Source organism: Rhizobium sp. BK399 (genome assembly GCF_014194695.1).
GTDB lineage: Bacteria > Pseudomonadota > Alphaproteobacteria > Rhizobiales > Rhizobiaceae > Rhizobium.
In genome coordinates, this window is sequence record NZ_JACIAH010000009.1 from 91,349 (window position 1) to 109,422 (window position 18,074).

An 18,074-nucleotide genomic window follows, 5' to 3' on the forward strand; every position below is an offset into this window, starting at 1 on the left:
CAATGACACGCTTGCGCCAGGGTTTGATCGATTGCGGTGAAGACAAGCGCCGCGGAATGCTTGCGAGCGCTGCCCATCCGCTGAATGGCATTGACTTCGTCGAATACACGCGCACGCCGAGCACGCATCAACTCACGGTGACTTTCGTAAAGGCGAGGCCCGCTTCACCGGCTCTCGACAAAAGCCATTTTAGCATTGCGGGTGGCCTACGCATCACCGGAATCGATGTGGAGTCGATCGTGCTGCCCGCGGCGTCACAGAAGTCGGTGATCCTGATGCTGAGCGCCGAGGGCGATTTCTCGACCTATGTCGTTCGCGTGCAGCATCCGCAAGTCGACATGGAGCTCAGCGAGGTGAGCTTCGGCTTCAAGGCATCCTGCCCCTCGCCCTTCGATTGCCGAAGCGATTGCGACTGTGGTGAAGGCGCCCTGGAGGAACCCGCCCTCGACTATCTTGCGCGTGACTATCAGAGCTTCAGGCGGATGCTTCTCGACCTTATGAGCGCCCGCAATCGCGACTGGACGGAGCGCCTGCCCCCCGACCTCGGCGTTTCGCTCGTCGAACTCTTCGCCTATGCCGGCGACTATCTGAGCTATTTCCAGGATGCGGCTGCAACGGAAGCTTATCTTGATACCGCCTTGCACCGTGTCTCGGTCAAGCGGCACACACGCCTCATCGACTACCCGGTGCATGACGGCGCCAATGCGCGAACCCCTGTGCATTTCAACGCCGTCTCGGCAGGCACTGTCGATGCCGGGACAAGGGTGTGCACACGGATCGCACGTCCCCTGGCCGGCGCGACCGACCTGCCCGGAACCGTGATCCCGATTGATACCGGTTTTGCGAAAGACCCGGCCTTGTCAGAGGTCGTCATCTTCGAGACGGAAACAGTGCTTGAGGTACGGCCCGAGCACAACGAGCTGCGCATCCACACATCAGGCAACAGCGATTGCTGCCTTGGCGCCGGCTGCACAGAAGTTCATCTCTACCACCTGTCGGGCGATGGCCACGCGACACGACCGTCGCTGGGTCCTGGCGATCTTCTCCTTCTGGAAGAGGTCAGAAGCGCCAGGACCGGAGAGGCCGTTGATCGAAACCCGTCGCACCGATGGGTCGTGCAGCTCGTCGAGGCATCAGAGACGACGGACGAGGCACTGACGGATCAGCTTGCACCACGCCTCAGTGTCGCGGACCCCGCCCTGCCACTGCTACGGGTCCGATGGAGCACAGCAGAGGCGCTCCCCGAAGCCGTGCAGATATCAGCTGTCGGGGCCGATCTTCTTCCAATCGATCCCGTGACGGTCGCGCGGGGCAATGTCGTCGCCGCCGATCACGGTCTCACGATCTTTCTGGATTCGGCCCGCGGTGAACTGGACCTGCCTGTGGAATCAGGCAGCCGCTACCCTCTCGCAACGTTGGCCGTGCCCGCAACGCCGCTGACGCAGACGAAATATGGGCCTGCCATCGAACTCGTTCTCTCGCTTGCCGGGCAGGAAGACCAGATCTGGTCAGCAGTCCCTGATCTTTTCGACTGCACCCCCTACGACCGCAACTTCGTCGCCGAGGTGGGCGATGATGGCGCACCAACGCTACGCTTCGGTGACGACATCTATGGACGCATGCCACGCGGAGCTGAGCGAGCGCGGTTGACCATGCGCATTGGCAACGGCAGTGACGGCAACATTGGTAGCGGCTCGCTTTTCCATATTGCCGCCGCGACCGGCGTGGTCGATGCCGTATATCAGCCAGTTTCGGCAACTGGCGGAACGGCACCACGATCGACGGCCGAGGTGAAACGACTGGCTCCGGCGGCATTCCGCGCTGAGCAGTTTCGTGCCGTCACCGAGGACGACTGGCGCAACGCCGCGCTCAGGCAGATCGAGGTTCTGGATGCGCGCGCCGTCTTCCGCTGGACGGGCAGCTGGCACACCATCTTCGTCGCCATTCATCCGCGCGACGAACGCAATCTCCTGCCAACGGCTGGTGGTGGCTTTGCTCTGGAAAGCCGGTTTGCCGGACGGATTGACGGTCACCTCCGCCGGTTCAAGCTCGCGGGCTATGACCTTGCCATAACAAGCGCGGTCTACGTTCCGATCGAAATTGCCGTGACACTATGCGTCGCCCGTGGATATTTTCCCGGCGACGTTGCGGCTGCCGTCAAGAAAACCCTGGAAGGCTTCTTTGACCAGCTCGGCGCCCGCTTCGGAAAGCCGGTCTATCTGTCAAAGATCTACGCCGCGATCGAACTGATCGAGGGACTAGAATCGGCCAACGTGACGCGCTTCAAACGCTACTGGGAGCCGCAGCGCGACTGGCTCGATCGCGGTGTCATCGATATCGGCGCCTTTGAGATAGCGCGGCTCGACAACAATCTGAGCGCTCCCGAATTCGGCGTGCTCGTCCTCGAAACGGCGGGAGCACGATGATGGGCAACGCCTGTTCCGATCCCTTCTGTGGCTGCGGCAGCGACGCTGCGCTTGTGCCGCTCGACGTCTTCAACCGCCCGGGTCTCAGTGCACTCTCCTATCGCATAGGAACCTTTGCGAGCTTTCGCCTGAAGATGCTCGAGGGCCTTGCGAAGGACCCTGCTTTGTCGCAGCTGACATCCCGCGAGCCGGACGACTACGCGGTTTCGCTGATCGAGATGTTCTCGGCGATGGCCGACGTCATGACCTTCTACAGCGAACGGATCGCCAACGAATATTTCCTTGGTACGGCCCGGGAAAGAGCCTCGGTCGAGCAACTCGTGCGGCTGATCGGGCATGAGCTGTCTCCAGGGCTTGCCGCCACCGCAATGCTTGCATTCGACCTTGAGGACGGCGCGCGTGTGCGCATCCGCAAGGGCCTGCCTGTGATGTCGATCCCGGGACAGGACGAGGTCCCGCAGACATACGAGACAATCGAGGAACTGGTTGCGCATGGTGATCTCAATGCGGCGCGCGCCTTCGCCGCGCCTGTGGCGCTTGCTGCATTTGCTGTCGGCCGCGTAGGATTTGCACTTGCCGCGCGGCCGACCGATCTGAGGATCGGTGATATTCTCGTCATGTCAGACGGCGAACTGTTCGAGGAAAAACGCGTCCAGGCGATCGAAGACGAATGGGGCGGTCTTGCGCTGCGCTTCACTCCGCCGATCCAGGTCAATGGATTTGCCACTGAGCGCACCCAGCTGCGCAAGTTCGAGCGACGCCTGGCGTTGTTCGGATGCAATGCCCCTGCGACCGTACAGCTCTATTCCACCAGTCCGTCGATCGAGCCCGACAAGCGCTGGTCAACGCATACCATCAGCGATGTACTGACGCCCTCGGGCGATGGGTTCTATGCGCTCGAAACCAGTATACAGGGCCTGTCGTCGGGCACGCGTGTCCTCATCGACACAGGGGACGCCACCCCGCGCCGGCTCACTGCAGCTGTCGACACGACGCGTGAGGGGAGCGCTACCGTTTCCACCACCGATGGCCTCGATGTTTCGCAGCTGGCCCAGACGGTGACGCATGCCCGCTTTACGCGGACATTTGCCGGCCGGCCGGCCGTTACGGCCTCTGGATCACAGACCGAGATCGTCAGTCGCGACGGCGCAAACAGGCTCACCGCCTTCCTGCCGATGGCGGGCTTTGCCGCAGCGACACAGTCGATCGATGCCGTGGCAGTCACCGGCAACCCCGTCCTCGTGGCGAGCTCCTCCTCCAGCAGGCTTTTCGTCCGGAACGCCGAACGGGCGCTGATCGGACTGACGCGCGCCGGCGTGCGCTTTGAGGCACTGGTCGACTATGGAGGCATCCTGACCAGTGATCCGGCAGCCCTCTCGCTCGCCAACGGCGAACTCCTTGTCTTCGGGCGCGGAACCGACCAGCGCCTCTGGGTCATCGGTGTTGGGGCGCCAACATCCGCATGGACATCACTTGGCGGCTTCCTGACGTCGGCGCCCTGCGCGACGAGCTGGGGTGGAGGACGGGTCGATGTCTTCGTGCGTGGCGCCGACCGGGCCTTGTGGACGCGATCAAGGGAGGCGACATGGTCTTCCTGGACCAGCCTTGCCGGAAGCCTTGCATCGGCGCCGGCTGCCGTCTCCACTCTCCCCGGCCGCATCGATGTGGTTGCCCGCGCCGACGATGGAGGACTTCTGCATCGACGATGGACAGGAACGACCTGGACGGACTGGTTCAATCTCGGTGGCAATCTCGCCGGTCAACCCGCAATTGCTGCACTTCCGGGAGACGAGGTCGCCATTGCGGTTCGGCGTCTCGACAACACGCTCGGTGTCATTGGCCGGCGCGCAAACGCATGGTCCGAATGGCAGGTAATCGACGCCCAACTTGCGTCGGACCCGGTGGTCACACCCGCCTTGGGGATGCTTACGATCGTCGCCCGAAACGACGATGACGTCATCGTCGAGAATGCACGCCAGTCAGGCGGATGGGCTGGCTGGTCGAAACGCGAGGCTCCGGTCAACATTGCGCTTGACCGTCGAAAAAGCCGCATTGTCCAGGTCGGCGCACAGGCGATCGAACCGCGAAGCTTTGACTATCCGAAAGAGCTCGCCGGCAACCAGCTCGTCCTTCGCGCGACGCTTGGGACCGTCGAACTCGGCAAAGGCAGACGGATCCTGATCGAGTCTGGCGAGGTGCAACATGCCGCGACCGTCACCTCGGCATCGCCGGTTTCGGCGATCGCGGGAGAGGCACCCGACCATGTGCTCGTATCGTTTACACCTTCTCTTCCACGACCGCTGACGGCAGTAACCGTCAAGGCCAATATCGCCAATGCCAGCCACGGCGAAACCCAGCCCGAGGAACAGCTTGGCCACGGAGATGCGTCCAGGAGCTTTGCGGAATTCAAGCTGCAGCGCATGCCGCTGACATATCTGCCGGAGCCGGGCAATCTTTTTGGTCGCGCGAACCTTGAGGTCAGGGTCAACGGCGTGCTCTGGTCGCCGGTCCCCGACCTCTTTGGCCGCAAGCCTTCCGAAGAAGTTTATACGGTGAAGACAGGCGATGACGGCATCTCAACCGTCGGCTTCGGTGACGGGCGTACGGGTCGCAGGCTGCCGACTGGGGTCCTTGCCGTTACTGCGCGGTACCGAAAGGGTCTTGGCCTTGCGGGTCGCGTGCGTCCCGGCCAACTCGCCTTGCCGCTGGAAAGGCCAGTCGGCCTTCGCGCCGTTGCCAACCCGATGGCCTCGATTGGCGGCGCCGATCCCGAAGACCGCGACGATGCGCGCAGGAACGCCCCGAACGGCGTCAGGACGTTCGGAAGGGTCGTTTCCATTCAGGATTTCGAATGGCTGGCACTGTCGACGCGCCTCGTCATTCGCGCAACCGCCTCATGGGTCTGGCTCCGGCTTGGAAAGGCGGTTCATGTCAGCGTGCTCGGCGAAGGAGGTATACGCGTGCCCGCCGATCAGCTCGCGCAACTGGCTTCTGCCCTGTCGAATGCCCGCGATCCAAACTGGCCGCTCTATCTTGCCAGTCTGACCCAGGTGCCTCTTACCGTTTCGGCGCGGATTGTTTCCGATCCCCGTTTCGAGCGCGACGCCGTCATGGAGAATGCCCATGCCGCGCTGATGGCAGCCTTCCGGCATGACAGGATCACCCCCGGAATGCCAGTTCATCTCAGCCACGTCTACGCGGCCCTGCAACAGGCCGAAGGCGTCGTCGCCGCCGACGTGGACCTCTTTCATCTCAAGGGACACGAGGCAATGACGCCCGCGGAGCAGAAGATCCGCGCCGTCAGTTCCGGGCCGCTGCAAAAACACATCCGCCTGTTTCTCGCCCGTCCGCTGCCGACGAACCCGTTGCTCATCGATCGGTTCGCAAGGCGCGGCTTCGACAATGGCGTCGTGCCGCCGGTGCTTGCGGCAGAACAGGCCTTCATCGAAGACCCGCGCGACGTGACGCTGACTGCTGTGGAGGCGCTCTGATGGCATACTCGAATGCCGCCACCGACAAACTCTTCAACCTGCTTCCTGCCTATCTGCGCGATGAGGATGCCCGAAACGGCGGCGCGCTGAAGGCGCTTCTTGCTGTGGTCGAAACGGCTGCAAACGACATCGAGGACGACATTCGCCAGCTCCATGCCAATGCCTTCATCGAGACCTGCGAGCCCTGGGTCGTTCCCTATATCGGCGAGCTTGTCGGCAATATCAGGCTTTCCTCGACCGAAGCCGAGCCTGTTTCGAGCGCGGCGCGTGAGATTTTTCCGGATTTGCGCGGACCGCGGCTCGAGCCCCTTCCAGCGCTTCGAACAAGGGCGGATGTCGCCAAGACGATCTACTATCGCCGGCGCAAGGGCACGTTGCCGATGCTCGAGGAGCTCGCTCGCGACATTACCGGCTGGCCTGCCCACGCCGTCGAATTCTTCGAGAGGCTCGTCTGGACGCAAGCTGTCCGCAACCGGCTTCGTCCGGAAGCGCTCACGCCTGACGTGCGCAAGGTCGAAAGCTGCAGACGCCTGAATACCGCGTTCGACGGCATGAGCCACACCGTCGATGTGCGCCCCCCATCCCGCAGCGAAGGCTGGCACAACGTCCGCAATGTCGGCTTTTTCCTCTGGCGTCTTGGCGCCTATCCGCTGAGCAGGGCCACGCCGAGACGCCTCGGCGACTTTCGCTATCACTTCAGTCCGCTCGGCAACCAGGCACCCTTGTTTTCAGCAAGGCGACGCGAAGCCGTCGAGACCGAGCTTGCGACTGAACTCGACGTGCCGCAGCCAATCGATCCGGCACGCTTCCACAAGGACCTCGCCGATAGTGCAGCAATGCCCTCGCCACCCAGTCACACCGAGTTCTACGGCCCTTTCGACAGGACACCAGGTCATACCGCTGCTCCGGATCAGAGCATATTCATGGTGGTCGATGGCATCGAGGTGCCGGCCACCTCTATCCGTTGCGCCGACCTGTCGACCTTCAGGCAGCCTGCAGACGCCACGGTCCTCATTGACGTGACGCGTGGCCGCTTTGCCCTCGGCGCCCTGTTTGCGACCGATCCCGTGGTTGAGATCAGCTACCACTACGGGTTCCCGACGGACCTTGGGGGCGGACCATACCAACGTCAGGCATGGCTGACGGATCCTGTCCGGGCGGAGCTTGCCGCAACCTATCTGGTGGATACCAGCGGACTGCCCGGCACCTTCTCCACGATCGGTGCTGCCCTGCAGCAATGGAGGGACGACGCGCGCCCGCGTGCGCTGATCCGCATCGGCGACAACCGAAGCTATGTGGAAGCCATTGCCATTGATCTTGACGTGTCGCAGCGAGGTGAATTCCTGGCGATTGAAGCGGCAGACGGAATGCGCCCGCATCTCCAGCTGGATGGAGCAATGACGGTCACAGGCAATCATCCTGACTTTGTCCTGACGCTCGGCGGGCTACTGATCGAGGGGCAGGTCCGTGTTGAAGACACAATTTCGCGGCTTCGTCTTATCCACACTACGCTGGTGCCGGGTCTTGGCATCGTCGACGGATCGTCGCCGTCTGGCGACCCCAGCATCGTGGCGCTGGCGGGATCGCCGGCGACCCCTCTCAACGTAGGGCTTTCGGTCGAGCTCGTCTTTTCGATCAGCGGATCGATCGCAATGCCCCGCCTTTCGCGGCATCTGATCCTGCTCGACAGCATTGTCGACGGAGCGCTTATGCCAGCGCCCGATTATGCAGCACCCGATGCCACCGGTCCGATGCTTTATGCCGAGCGGAGCACCGTGCGCGGCACGGCAAACCTGCGCGGTATCGAATACGCTTCAACCTCCATCTTCGAGAACCAGGTCACCTGCGAGCGGGTTCAGGAGGGCTGTGTCCGGTTTTCCTATGTCCATCCTCTGTCGCGGGTGCCTCGTCGCTATCGCTGCCAACCCGATCTTGCCGAAGCCCTGGAGATCGAGGTTGCCGGGCAAGCGACCGCGCTCACTGCGGCTGATCGTCAGCAGATCCGAGATCGTGTGCGATTGCGGCTGAAGCCCGAATACACCGCCGAACCCTACGGCCAACCCGCTTACCTGCAGCTGGCGCTCGATGGGCCGCCGGAAATTGCAACAGGTGCCGAAGACGGATCCGAGATGGGTGCCTACTGCCATCTCAAGCAGCCGCAGCGCGAGCGCAATCTGCGCACGCGTCTCGAAGAATACCTGCCCTTCGGCCTCGACTACGGCTTCATCTACGTGACCTGAGGAGAGTGACTAATGTCCGGCGACTATTCACGGTTTACGCACGATGTCAGAAAGCGCTTTTCAAGTGTGCTCATCCAGCAGGGTCGCGTGCAGCTCGATGCCGACTGGAACGAGGCGGCCGACATTGCCCGGGAAAGGTTGAGGGTTCAGGCACTCGACACCTTCGGTCCTGTCGGTGTGCCACATGCCACGACCCCTGATGCATTCAAGGTGACGGCACCGGTTGCCGACGATTTCAAACTTGGCAAGGGGCGCCTTTACGTGGATGGTCACCTCGCCGAGATCTTGCAAGGCGAGAACGTCAGCTACCAGGCGCAGCCATTCCTTCCTGACCCACCGGCGATTGGCGGCGTCAACTACAATGTCTACCTGGATCTCTGGGAGCGGGAAGTCACCTATATCGAGGACAACGACCTCCTCGACAAGGCGCTTGGCGGCGTGGACACGGCAACGCGCGTCCAGCAGGTATGGCAGGTGAAGACTGAACCGGCCGCCGCACAGACACCTGCTGCATGTGGCGCGTTTACCGGAACTCCGCCTTCAGGTGGACGCATGTCCGTGGCGGCTGTTGCGCCTCCTGCGCCGGAGGACCCATGCATTGTTCCGCCACTGACCGGCTATCGCGGCCTCGAGAACCGGCTTTACCGGATCGAGATCCAGACCGCCGGCCCACTTGGCACTGCATCATTCACCTGGTCCAGGGACAATGCTTCCCTGGTCACGACCGTCGCCGAGATAGCGACCGCGTCTGGTAGGTCTTCGCTTACCGTTCACCGGATCGGCCGGGATCGTGTGACGCGCTTTGCGATCGGCGACTGGGTATGCGTCACCGATGATCACCGGGACCTTCATGGTGAAGCCGGCGAGATGGCGCAGATCGAAGATATAGACGAGGCGAACGCCATCTTCAGACTTGACCGGACGATTGGCGCGACAGGACGGCCATTCGCAACCGCGCCCGCGGACCTGCTAGCACGCCACACCCGCGTCCGAAAATGGGATCAGTCCTCATCCGATCCCCTCGTCGGCGCAGACGGCACGATCCCGACGGCCACAGGACCGGTCGCCATCGAGGAGGGCATCGAGGTCAGCTTTTCGACGGTGGGTAGTGAAGGTTTCCATGTCGGAGACTACTGGCTCTTTTCAGCGCGCACCGCAGATGCTTCGGTGGAGGAATTTACCGCGGCACCGCCGCGCGGCATCATCCATTCCTACGTACAGCTTGCCGCGGTGAACGGACCCGATGTCAGCGATTGCCGGCCGCAACCCGAAACCAGCCAGGGATGCTGCACGTTCGTCCTGAACCCCGGCGACGACATCCAGCTTGCGATCGACCAGCTGCCCGCTTCGGGGGGATGTGTCTGCCTCAAGACCGGCATCCACAGGCTTCGTGCACCACTCTTCATCAGCCGCAATGATGTCAGTCTCCATGGCGAAAGCACAGGAGCAATCGTCGAGACCGGCGAAGGGCCACTCCTGACGGTTTCCGGCCGTCGCCACCGGATCCACGAGCTGCAGTTCAGACGACGGCGCGGCGGTCCGGCCATGATAAGCTTGGTGCGCGTCGAGGACTGCATTGTCGACGATTGCCTCATTTCAGGGGGTGGCGGGGAAGACGGTGGCATCGGCATTGCGATTGCCAGTGCCCAACGGGTTGATATCAGGCGCTGCACGATCTCGGGTACGGATGTGAATGTGCAGATCACAGGCAGCCGCACGCGCCTGCTGACGATTGCCGATTGCTTCCTTGCGGGCATCAGGCGCGATGGTGCCGAGGATGGAGGGTTACCCGCTACTGCGGGAATACTCCTGCAGGATGGCGGAGACTTCAGTCGGATCGAAGACTGTGTCATCGGTGGAACCGCAAACGGAATCGTCTGCCTGGAGAGGCAGATGGACGTTCCGCTCGAGGGGCTTACCGTTACCGGCAACAGGATCGAATGCGTCGCGTCCCGACCGGTCCTTTCGACACGCAACATGGGTATCGGCGTGATAGCCGAGAGTACTACTGTTTCCTGCAACTCGGTGACCATGGAGCGATCGCCAGAATTTGCGCCGGTTACCGCAATCGCTCTCGGCGGCCTCGGTCTGAGGGTCGAGGATAACGAGGTCAGCATCGCGTCGCCCCGAGGCAACGGCCCGCCGAGCATCGGTATGCATTTCGGCTGGAACGGCCAACAGGGAAATGTCATCACGATCGACGGACTGGTCGCGGGCAATCAGATCAGGGATGCAGAGGTCGGGCTTTTTGCGGAGGCGACGCAATCCAGTGCGCTGTCGGGCAATGTAATCAGCTATCGTGCCCGGGAACGCGCAGCGCTGGCAGCCGGCCTGCTGATCTTCAATGCCCATGGCAACCGGTTTGACGGCAACAGGATCGAAGGCACGAGTTTCGGTATTGTTGCAGTCTCAGGCGAGAACAACACTATCGAGCGCAACACCGTCGCGGGCGGCATTGTCGGGATCGGGATGGTTCGCGAGATCAATGCGTCCCTGTCTTCGAATGATATTGATGCTCAGGAACGCTTCGGCATCTTCTGCTTCGACAGCCGTGGGCGCATGGTTGTTCACGGCAACAGTATTGCCAGAACGGGAACCAGAACCGATGAGCTTCCCAAGATCGGCGTCTTTCTGCTCGGGGTATCAGGACAGGCGAGTGTCGAGCGAAACGAGGTGATTGACACGGGCATCGATGTGGATCTCAACCCCTCTCCGGGCGTTGCCATCGGCATTGCTGCCATCCTTTGCCTCGAGGCGGCGATCAGGGATAATATCGTCAACTACAGCGGCGGCTGGGACGGCATTCTCGAGAAACGTGGCCTCAACGTCGAAGACCGAGCCCTTCTGATGCAAGGGATGAGCCTGCCGGGCATCCTGCAGACCGATGGCACCACTGGCTATCCCGCCCTTGTGCAGGGCAACCGCTTCGAAGGCATTGGCTTTTCCGCCCTCGTACAGTTCCTGGAGCGTGACCGCAACGATCCGCTCCTGCGGTTCGAGCGCATAAGCTTTTCAGATAACGACTGCATGCATCGCGTGCCTCGCGAGGCTGAGGCAGCCGTTACGCTGCTTTTGAAGGGACGTCTCGCGCTTGTCTCGGCCAATGCCTTTCGGGCCTTCCCTGGGCAGCCCGCCTGCGTCGACTTTCAGCAGATGACGCGGCCGATCTTTGTTGCCAATTATTTCGTTCGGGCTCCCATTAGCCCTGCGCCGATCCCGGCCGCAATGCTTGCAACCAACATAGACCTTTGAGGAGAAGGCCATGGACATCGAGGAACTGCTCAAACAGCAATCGACCTGGGTCGACCGGTCTGTCGAGATGGCGATGGAAATCACGCGACGCGGCGCCGGCACCACGCCTGACGAAGCTGGCCTCGAACAGGATCGCACGATCCGCGATTTGGAAATCCGGATCAGAAGTCTGGAGACGCGTCGGGAAGCCACGGTGAAGGCCTTCGATACAGCCATCGACGCCGCTCGCAAGACCATCTCCGACATCCAATCAACTCGTCCGAGAAGTGCTCCCCCGACGACGTCAAGAAAACCAACCGCGTCGACGACAAGGTCGCGCAAGAAATAGGTCATTCGTCAGACCGTCGGTGAAGGTATTGTTGAAGCGTTCGCTCCCGCCGGCGGGCGCGAGACAAGTCAAACCGCTCATGCTGCCGGCAGCACCAACCGTCGCGACAGGGCTGAGGGGGGCGAAGTCACACCCGAGGTGCGGCAGGCCGGGGAACCTGACGCCGCCCCTAGCAACTGGTCGGCGGTCGAGTAACCAGAGGCTATGTTGCGTCGCGCTGCCAAGCAGAATTGGAAACGAGGACGCTGTTCTCGATTAGAATGCGCTGGAGGCGGAAGAAGCCCGTCGTGACGTCGTCTCCCTGTCCGGGTCGAGGTGTTGAAGCGACGCCTTAGCACCACCGCCAGGCCGGCCTTCAAGGCGTCGTTATTGTCATTGTCGCCAAGGTGCCGTTGCCGGTGTGGCACTGGCGTTCGGGCCGGCGTTGGAAGCGGACGTATTCGACCGGCTCCAGCTCGCCAGCAGCGATGGCCTCATCCGCCTATGCGCTCGGGATAGCAGCCAAGGCTGCTTGCCGAGCGCATCAAAACTCTTCCAATTTCCATTCCAAAATCCGTTCAAATTATAGGATGCAGGCCATCACTGCCGAAAACTGGCCCTGCCTGCTCCAGATGGTTTCGAAAAAGCCCTTGTGGGTACTTTGCGCCGGCTAGTTTGAACATTTTCCGGCCCTCGAGTCAGGAAGCGCATGTAAGGACTGCCTTACGGATCATCTCGAAGTTAAAATTTTTGCCATGGACATCATAACGGCTGACGCGGCGGTCGTGACAAACGCGCGCAACCGCGCCTCGCTTTCCTCCACCCTGCCCGCGAGCGTTTCTGCTTCGTGACGTCCTGGAATATCACGGCCTGCATCTGCCTCATGCGGACGGCGCGTCTGGGCACCCGAAAGGCGATGGTTTCTTCAGGTCGCATCGCGGTCGTCGCCTGCTATGCCAGCTGGCTAGCGCGGCAGTTTCTTGAACCAGCCTCAATTTTTCACGGGTCCGGCAGAGCGTCGCTCTACAATTCGGGACACCACACGGATGCTGCGTGGCGGCTGTTCCGGCAAGCGTGGCCGTCTGATGCGTTCCAGGAGCAGCTGCAGTGCCGCAGCACCTGTCTCTCTTCCCTCTTGCCTGACCGTTGTCAGTCCTGGCGAAATCTGCATTGCCGCGGAAAAGTCCCCGAAGCCTACGACGGAAACGTCGTCTGGAATACGAAAGCCCTGTCCAAGCAGTTCGGAAACGACAGTCACGGCAAGTCCATCGTGGGCGCAGAAGAAAGCCGTCGGATGCACGCCCTTTCCTCGCAGTTCACCGAGCGCCGTCGCAAACCCCGATTGCTCCTCGAACTGCATGACATGCAGTTGATAATCACTGTTCTGTTCCAGGATCTCGCGCATGCCGTAGTAGCGCTCGTGGCGACCCCGGTAGATCGGCAAGCCATAAACATATGCAATCGACCTATGGCCAAGGCTCGTCAGGTACCGCGCCACCGCCTGCCCGGCCTCATGGTCCGACCCGCTGACGCTGTCGATCTGCTGGAGGGGATCGGTCCAGCCGAGACGTACAATCGTGGCGCCGCCAGCCGCGGCGGCACGCGCTATGCCTTCCGGTGTATGAGGGCCGACAAGGATGAGACCCGCGAAATTGGCACTCAATTCCTCCAGTGCAAGTTCGCTATGTGTCCAGCGAATTCGGATGCCAACGCCAAGCCGCTCAGCCTCCTCCTGTACCCCCGTCTGGATCTGAAAGTTGAGCTCGCTGTTGACGGGGTCGATGTCATGGAAGACGACAGCGATCTCCTCGCTGTCCGACGCCTTGGTGCGAATGACGGGCTTTGTATAGCCCAGTCTTTCCGCGACCCCGGAAATGCGCTTTCGCGTCTCTTCACTGACACCAGACTTGCCGGCGAGCGATCGCGAAACGGCATATTTGGAAAGTCCGACCTCGTCGGCGATGGCCTGGATTGTCACTTTTGTCCTGGTCTTCATATCCGCCTCTTTTCTCGCCGCAGCCCATATGGCGCCCGCAGAAATTAATCTAACATAACGCTTTACCTAACAAAACTCCTATGTAAACCTCACTTACGTCCAAACAATAACAAAAACTATGGACGCTTTTAGGAGGAGAAACCCATGCTTAAGCTGAAACGCCGCGCGTTTCTGGCCGGGACTTCGGCCGTTTTCATTCTTCCAGCCCTGCCAAGCTTCGCTGGCGGCTACAATGAGGCTGTCAGCCTCAAGGAACAGTCAGCCAAGGGCACGCTGCCACCGGTCAAGGACCGGCTGCCTGAGAACCCGCTCGTCATCAAGCCGGTTGAGAGCGTCGGCAAGTATGGCGGCGACTGGAAGCTCGCCCTCGTCGGCGGCGGCTCGCTGTCACACCTTTTCCGCTACCAGGCATATGAGCCGCTGGTGCGATACACTCCTGATTGGTCCGGTATTACTCTCAACGTTGCCGAGGCATTCGACGGCAACGAGGATGCCACAGTCTATACCATCCGCCTTCGCAAGGGCATGAAGTGGTCGGACGGCCAGCCCTATACGACGGCCGACGTCAAATTCTGGTACGACACGGTTCTGACCGACAAGCGCGTTGCCATTACCGGGCAAGGCCACTGGAAAACCGACGGCAAGCCGGCCAAACTCGACATTGTCGACGAACAGACATTCAAGGTGACGTTCCCGAGGCCAAATGGCCTGTTCCCCCTTCAGATGGCCTGGGCGAACAATGACCACACGACACGCTGTCCCAAGCACTATCTGGAGCAGTTTCACATCGACTTCAATCCGAAGGCCGATGAGGTGGCCAAGCAGCGCGGTTTCCAGAGCTGGATAGCTGCGTTCCAGTCGATGGCGGGTTTCCAGGACGACAATTCCTTCTTCCTGAACTCGTCGGCAAAACCCTGTCTGTTCGCCTGGAAGTTCACGGTTGCGCCTGGAGAAAACACCGAAAGGGCGGTCGCCGAGCGCAATCCCTACTACTTCAAGGTCGACACGGAAGGGAACCAGCTCCCGTACATGGACCGCATCGTCTACCAGATGGTCGCCGATCCGCAGGTCTTGTTGCTGAAGACGATGCAGGGCGAAATCGACATGATGGACCTCTACATCGCCACGCCTAACAACAAGGCGGTCCTATATGATGCACGCCAGCAGGGCGGATACGACTTCTATACGCTGACCTCGACAGAGGCGAACGTGATGACGTTCATCTTCAATCTCAATCACGAGGACGAGACAAAGCGGGCGCTCTTTCGCAACAAGACTTTCCGTGCGGCAATGTCGACTGCACTCGATCGCCAGACATTGATCGACGCAGTACTCGTCGGGCAAGGAGCGCCGGCGCAGCCATCCATCAAGCAGGGCGACCCTCTCTACAACGAGCAGCTTGCCACGCAGTTCACCGCCTATGATGTCGAAAAGGCAAACGCCATGCTCGACGAGATCATTCCGAAACGGGATGATCAGAATTTCCGACTGGACGACAAGGGCCGCCGCCTTACGATCATCTTCGAAATCGACCAGGCGCGCGCGATCTTCCTCGATCTGTTCCAGCTTGTTATTCCCATGTTCCAGGCCGTCGGTATCGACGCGCAAATGCGCACGATGGACAGGTCCCTGTGGGAGACACGGGTCAGGCAGGGACGCAGCTTCGACGCAACAGCCCACCAGTTCGGTGCAAACGGCGGCGTCGCGGCCATGCTCGACCCGCGCTATTATGCACCGACCGACAGCAACGCGTTTTATGCGCCGGCCTGGGCCCTCTGGTATGTCGACCCGACGAATGCCAATGCAGAAGAGCCGCCCGCAGAGACCAAGAAGCAGCTGGAGCTCTACAACCAGCTCAAGGCGAAGCCCGACAAGGCGGGGCAGCAGGAGATCATGAAGCAATTGCTTCAAGGTGCGGCCGAGAACTTCTACGTCTTCGGGGTTTCGCAGCCTCCGGACAGCTACGGGATCGTCAAGAACGTGATGAAGAACACCACGAAGACCATGCCGAGCTCGTTCGGCTGGCCGACCCCGGCTCCGACCATGCCGGAACAGTTCTACAAGGCCTGACAGGCCACACCAATCAGATCTGCCGAGGCGCCTGCAAGGCAGGCGCCGAGCGCTACCTCTTTGTCAACAATTCGGATCTCGGATATGCTTGAAGCAAGACGACAGAACATAGACACTCTGAGAACGCCGGAGTGGTACAAGACCGCGACACGCTGGACGCAGTTGACCTTCGTTGAAGACGACCCCGTCCGCTACGACCCGGCGTTCTGGATAGACGTGTTCAAGCGTACCAAGTCCAATGCAGTCTGCCTTAGCGCTGGCGGCTACATCGCCTTTTATCCGAGCGAAATCCCCTACCATTATGTCTCGCAGCACCTCGGAGACAGCGACATTTTCGGTGCCCTTGTCGATGCCGCACGCAAGCTCGACATGCATGTCATGGCCCGCGTCGACCCGCACGCAATCCACGCTGACGCGGCCAAGGCGCATCCGGAATGGGTGATGGTCAACGCCGATGGGACGCCCCGCGAGCACTGGGCCTATCCCGGCATCTGGGTCACCAACGCCTACGGCGAATACAACACCGTCTTCATGCCCGAGGTCGTCAAGGAGATTGTCCGCAAATATGATATCGACGCGATCTTCGCCAATCGCTGGCAGGGGCATGGGGTCGATTACAGCCAGGACAGCGCCCGCAGCTTCAAGAACATGTTCGGCCACGCCCTGCCCGTCAAGGCAGACGCCCAGGATCCGGCCTGGCAGGCATGGCTGCAATGGCGCAGACGCGTTCTGACGGATATCATCGCCCAGTGGGATGATGCCGTGAAGGCGATCAAGCCCCATGCGAGCTTCATTCCGAACATGGCGGGATCGTCACTGATGGAATTCGATCTCGAGGTCATCAAGAAGCATTGCCCGTTCCTCGTCGTCGACCATCAGGGGCGCCGCGGCGTCGAACTTGGCTGGTCGGCCGGCCGCAATGGCAAGCGGATCCGCGCCACCTTCCCCGACCGCCCCGTCGTGCTCATTACCTCGATCGGACCGGAGGAGGAATATCGCTGGAAGGATGCCGTGACAGCCCCGGAGGAAATGCAGCTCTGGGTGAACGACGGCACGGCGCATGGGCTCTATGCCTGGTTCACCAAGTTCAACGGCGTCGTGCCGGACAAGCGCTGGGTGGAGCCGATCGCAGACTCCTTCCACCTTCAGGCTGCCGTCGAACCGGTTTTCGAGGCGACGACGCCGACCGCCGAGATCGCGGTGATCGATCCGTCGACGACGCTTCGCCACTGGGCTCCCGAAGAGCGAAACAACGGCGAGAAACACGATCTCGGCTTCTACCACGCGCTCGTCGAGGCGCGCCTGCCCTTCGAGCTCCTGTCCGACCAGGTCCTGACAAAAGAGAACCTTGATCGCTTCAAGGTCATTGTGCTTGCCAACGCGGCATGCCTGTCCGACGCGCAGATCGAGGCTATCCGGCAATATGTCGGTCGCGGTGGCAGCGTCGTTGGCGCCTTTGAGACCTCGCTCAGGGACGAGAACGGCAAGCTGCGAAAGAACTTCGGACTTTCTGACGTGTTTGGAGCGACATTCGTTGCCGGACCTCGCGGCATCGTCAAGAACACCTATGTCGCACTGTCGGCAAGTCATCCGCTCAATGAAGGCTATGATGGCGCCGAACGGATCATGGGGGGAACGCGCCTCATCGATGTCGATGTCAAGGGCGATGCCACTACGCCCTTCCTCTATGTGCCTGACTTCCCGGATCTTCCGATGGAGGAAGTCTATCCGAGGCACGAGCCAAAGGGTGCCGGCGTCATCGCACGCGAGACCGGCACGGGCGGCCGCGCGGTTTTCGTCCCATGGAACATTGGCGAGATCTTCTGGGAGGTCATGGCTGCCGACCACGGACGGCTGATCGCAAATGCCGTCCGCTGGGCGCTCGGCAAGGCCCCGCGCGTCACCGTGAAAGGTCCAGGGATCCTTGATCTTGCACTGAGAGAGAACGCTGACGGCGTGGCGCTGTCCATGCTCAACCTGACAAATCCGATGATGATGAAGGGGCCGGTTCGTGAGAACTACCCGCTCCCCGCGCAGACGGTTTCGTTGGAGATCCCGGATGGAAAGTCTGTTGCGAAGGCGTGGCTCGTCCTGGCCGATCGCGCTGCACCCTTCAACATCAAGGAAGGTCGCGCAGAAATCGATGTTGCGGCGATCGACCGGCTAGAAGTGCTGCACGTCACCTGGAAATAATGGCAGTACGATTCTTCGCCCCGGCTTGGAGGAAGCCGGAGCGAAGAGAAGACCTGGCAACAGGCGCCTGCAGACGCCTGTCTCGAGGGAGGAGAGACA

At 61.2% G+C, this 18,074-nt stretch carries 8 protein-coding genes; 7 read left to right on the plus strand and 1 reads right to left on the minus strand.

Features of this window, described 5'->3' with window-relative positions; translation table 11 throughout:
* Positions 1-2 precede the first annotated feature (2 nt).
* The 5 genes from FHT97_RS19440 to FHT97_RS19460 are packed head-to-tail and all read left to right on the plus strand — an operon-like array spanning position 3 to position 11,737.
* Entirely contained in the window at positions 3-2,426 is a 2,424-nt protein-coding gene (locus FHT97_RS19440; protein ID WP_183863953.1) for a hypothetical protein, read from the plus strand.
* Positions 2,423-5,917: a baseplate J/gp47 family protein gene (locus FHT97_RS19445; RefSeq protein ID WP_183863954.1), complete on the plus strand. Its 3,495-nt coding sequence runs from the start codon at positions 2,423-2,425 to the stop codon at positions 5,915-5,917. The genes FHT97_RS19440 and FHT97_RS19445 overlap by 4 nt, the downstream gene beginning before the upstream one ends.
* Positions 5,917-8,157, plus strand: coding sequence for a hypothetical protein (locus FHT97_RS19450; RefSeq protein WP_183863955.1), 2,241 nt, complete (start codon positions 5,917-5,919; stop codon positions 8,155-8,157). The genes FHT97_RS19445 and FHT97_RS19450 overlap by 1 nt, the downstream gene beginning before the upstream one ends.
* Positions 8,158-8,169: 12 nt before the next feature.
* Positions 8,170-11,409: a DUF6519 domain-containing protein gene (locus tag FHT97_RS19455; RefSeq protein ID WP_183863956.1), complete on the plus strand. Its 3,240-nt coding sequence runs from the start codon at positions 8,170-8,172 to the stop codon at positions 11,407-11,409.
* A 10-nt stretch (positions 11,410-11,419) separates the two neighbouring features.
* Positions 11,420-11,737 carry a hypothetical protein gene (locus FHT97_RS19460; protein WP_183756054.1) on the plus strand — a complete coding sequence of 106 codons (318 nt, stop codon included), beginning with the start codon at positions 11,420-11,422 and terminating at the stop codon, positions 11,735-11,737.
* 970 nt (positions 11,738-12,707) lie between these two features.
* On the opposite strand, the gene FHT97_RS19465 is transcribed toward FHT97_RS19460, so the two are convergent.
* Positions 12,708-13,712 (minus strand): LacI family DNA-binding transcriptional regulator, encoded by a 1,005-nt coding sequence (locus FHT97_RS19465; RefSeq protein WP_183756055.1) that lies wholly within the window; start codon positions 13,710-13,712, stop codon positions 12,708-12,710.
* A gap of 144 nt (positions 13,713-13,856) precedes the next feature.
* Between FHT97_RS19465 and FHT97_RS19470 the strand changes: the two genes are divergently transcribed.
* Both FHT97_RS19470 and FHT97_RS19475 read left to right on the plus strand, forming a co-directional pair.
* The gene (locus FHT97_RS19470; RefSeq protein ID WP_183863957.1) at positions 13,857-15,782 is read left to right on the plus strand and encodes an ABC transporter substrate-binding protein; all 1,926 of its coding nucleotides are present in this window, start codon (positions 13,857-13,859) and stop codon (positions 15,780-15,782) included.
* An 84-nt stretch (positions 15,783-15,866) separates the two neighbouring features.
* On the plus strand, positions 15,867-17,975 hold the full coding sequence (locus tag FHT97_RS19475; protein WP_183756057.1) for an alpha-amylase family protein: 2,109 nt from the start codon (positions 15,867-15,869) through the stop codon (positions 17,973-17,975).
* The last annotated feature ends 99 nt before the right edge of the window (positions 17,976-18,074 follow it).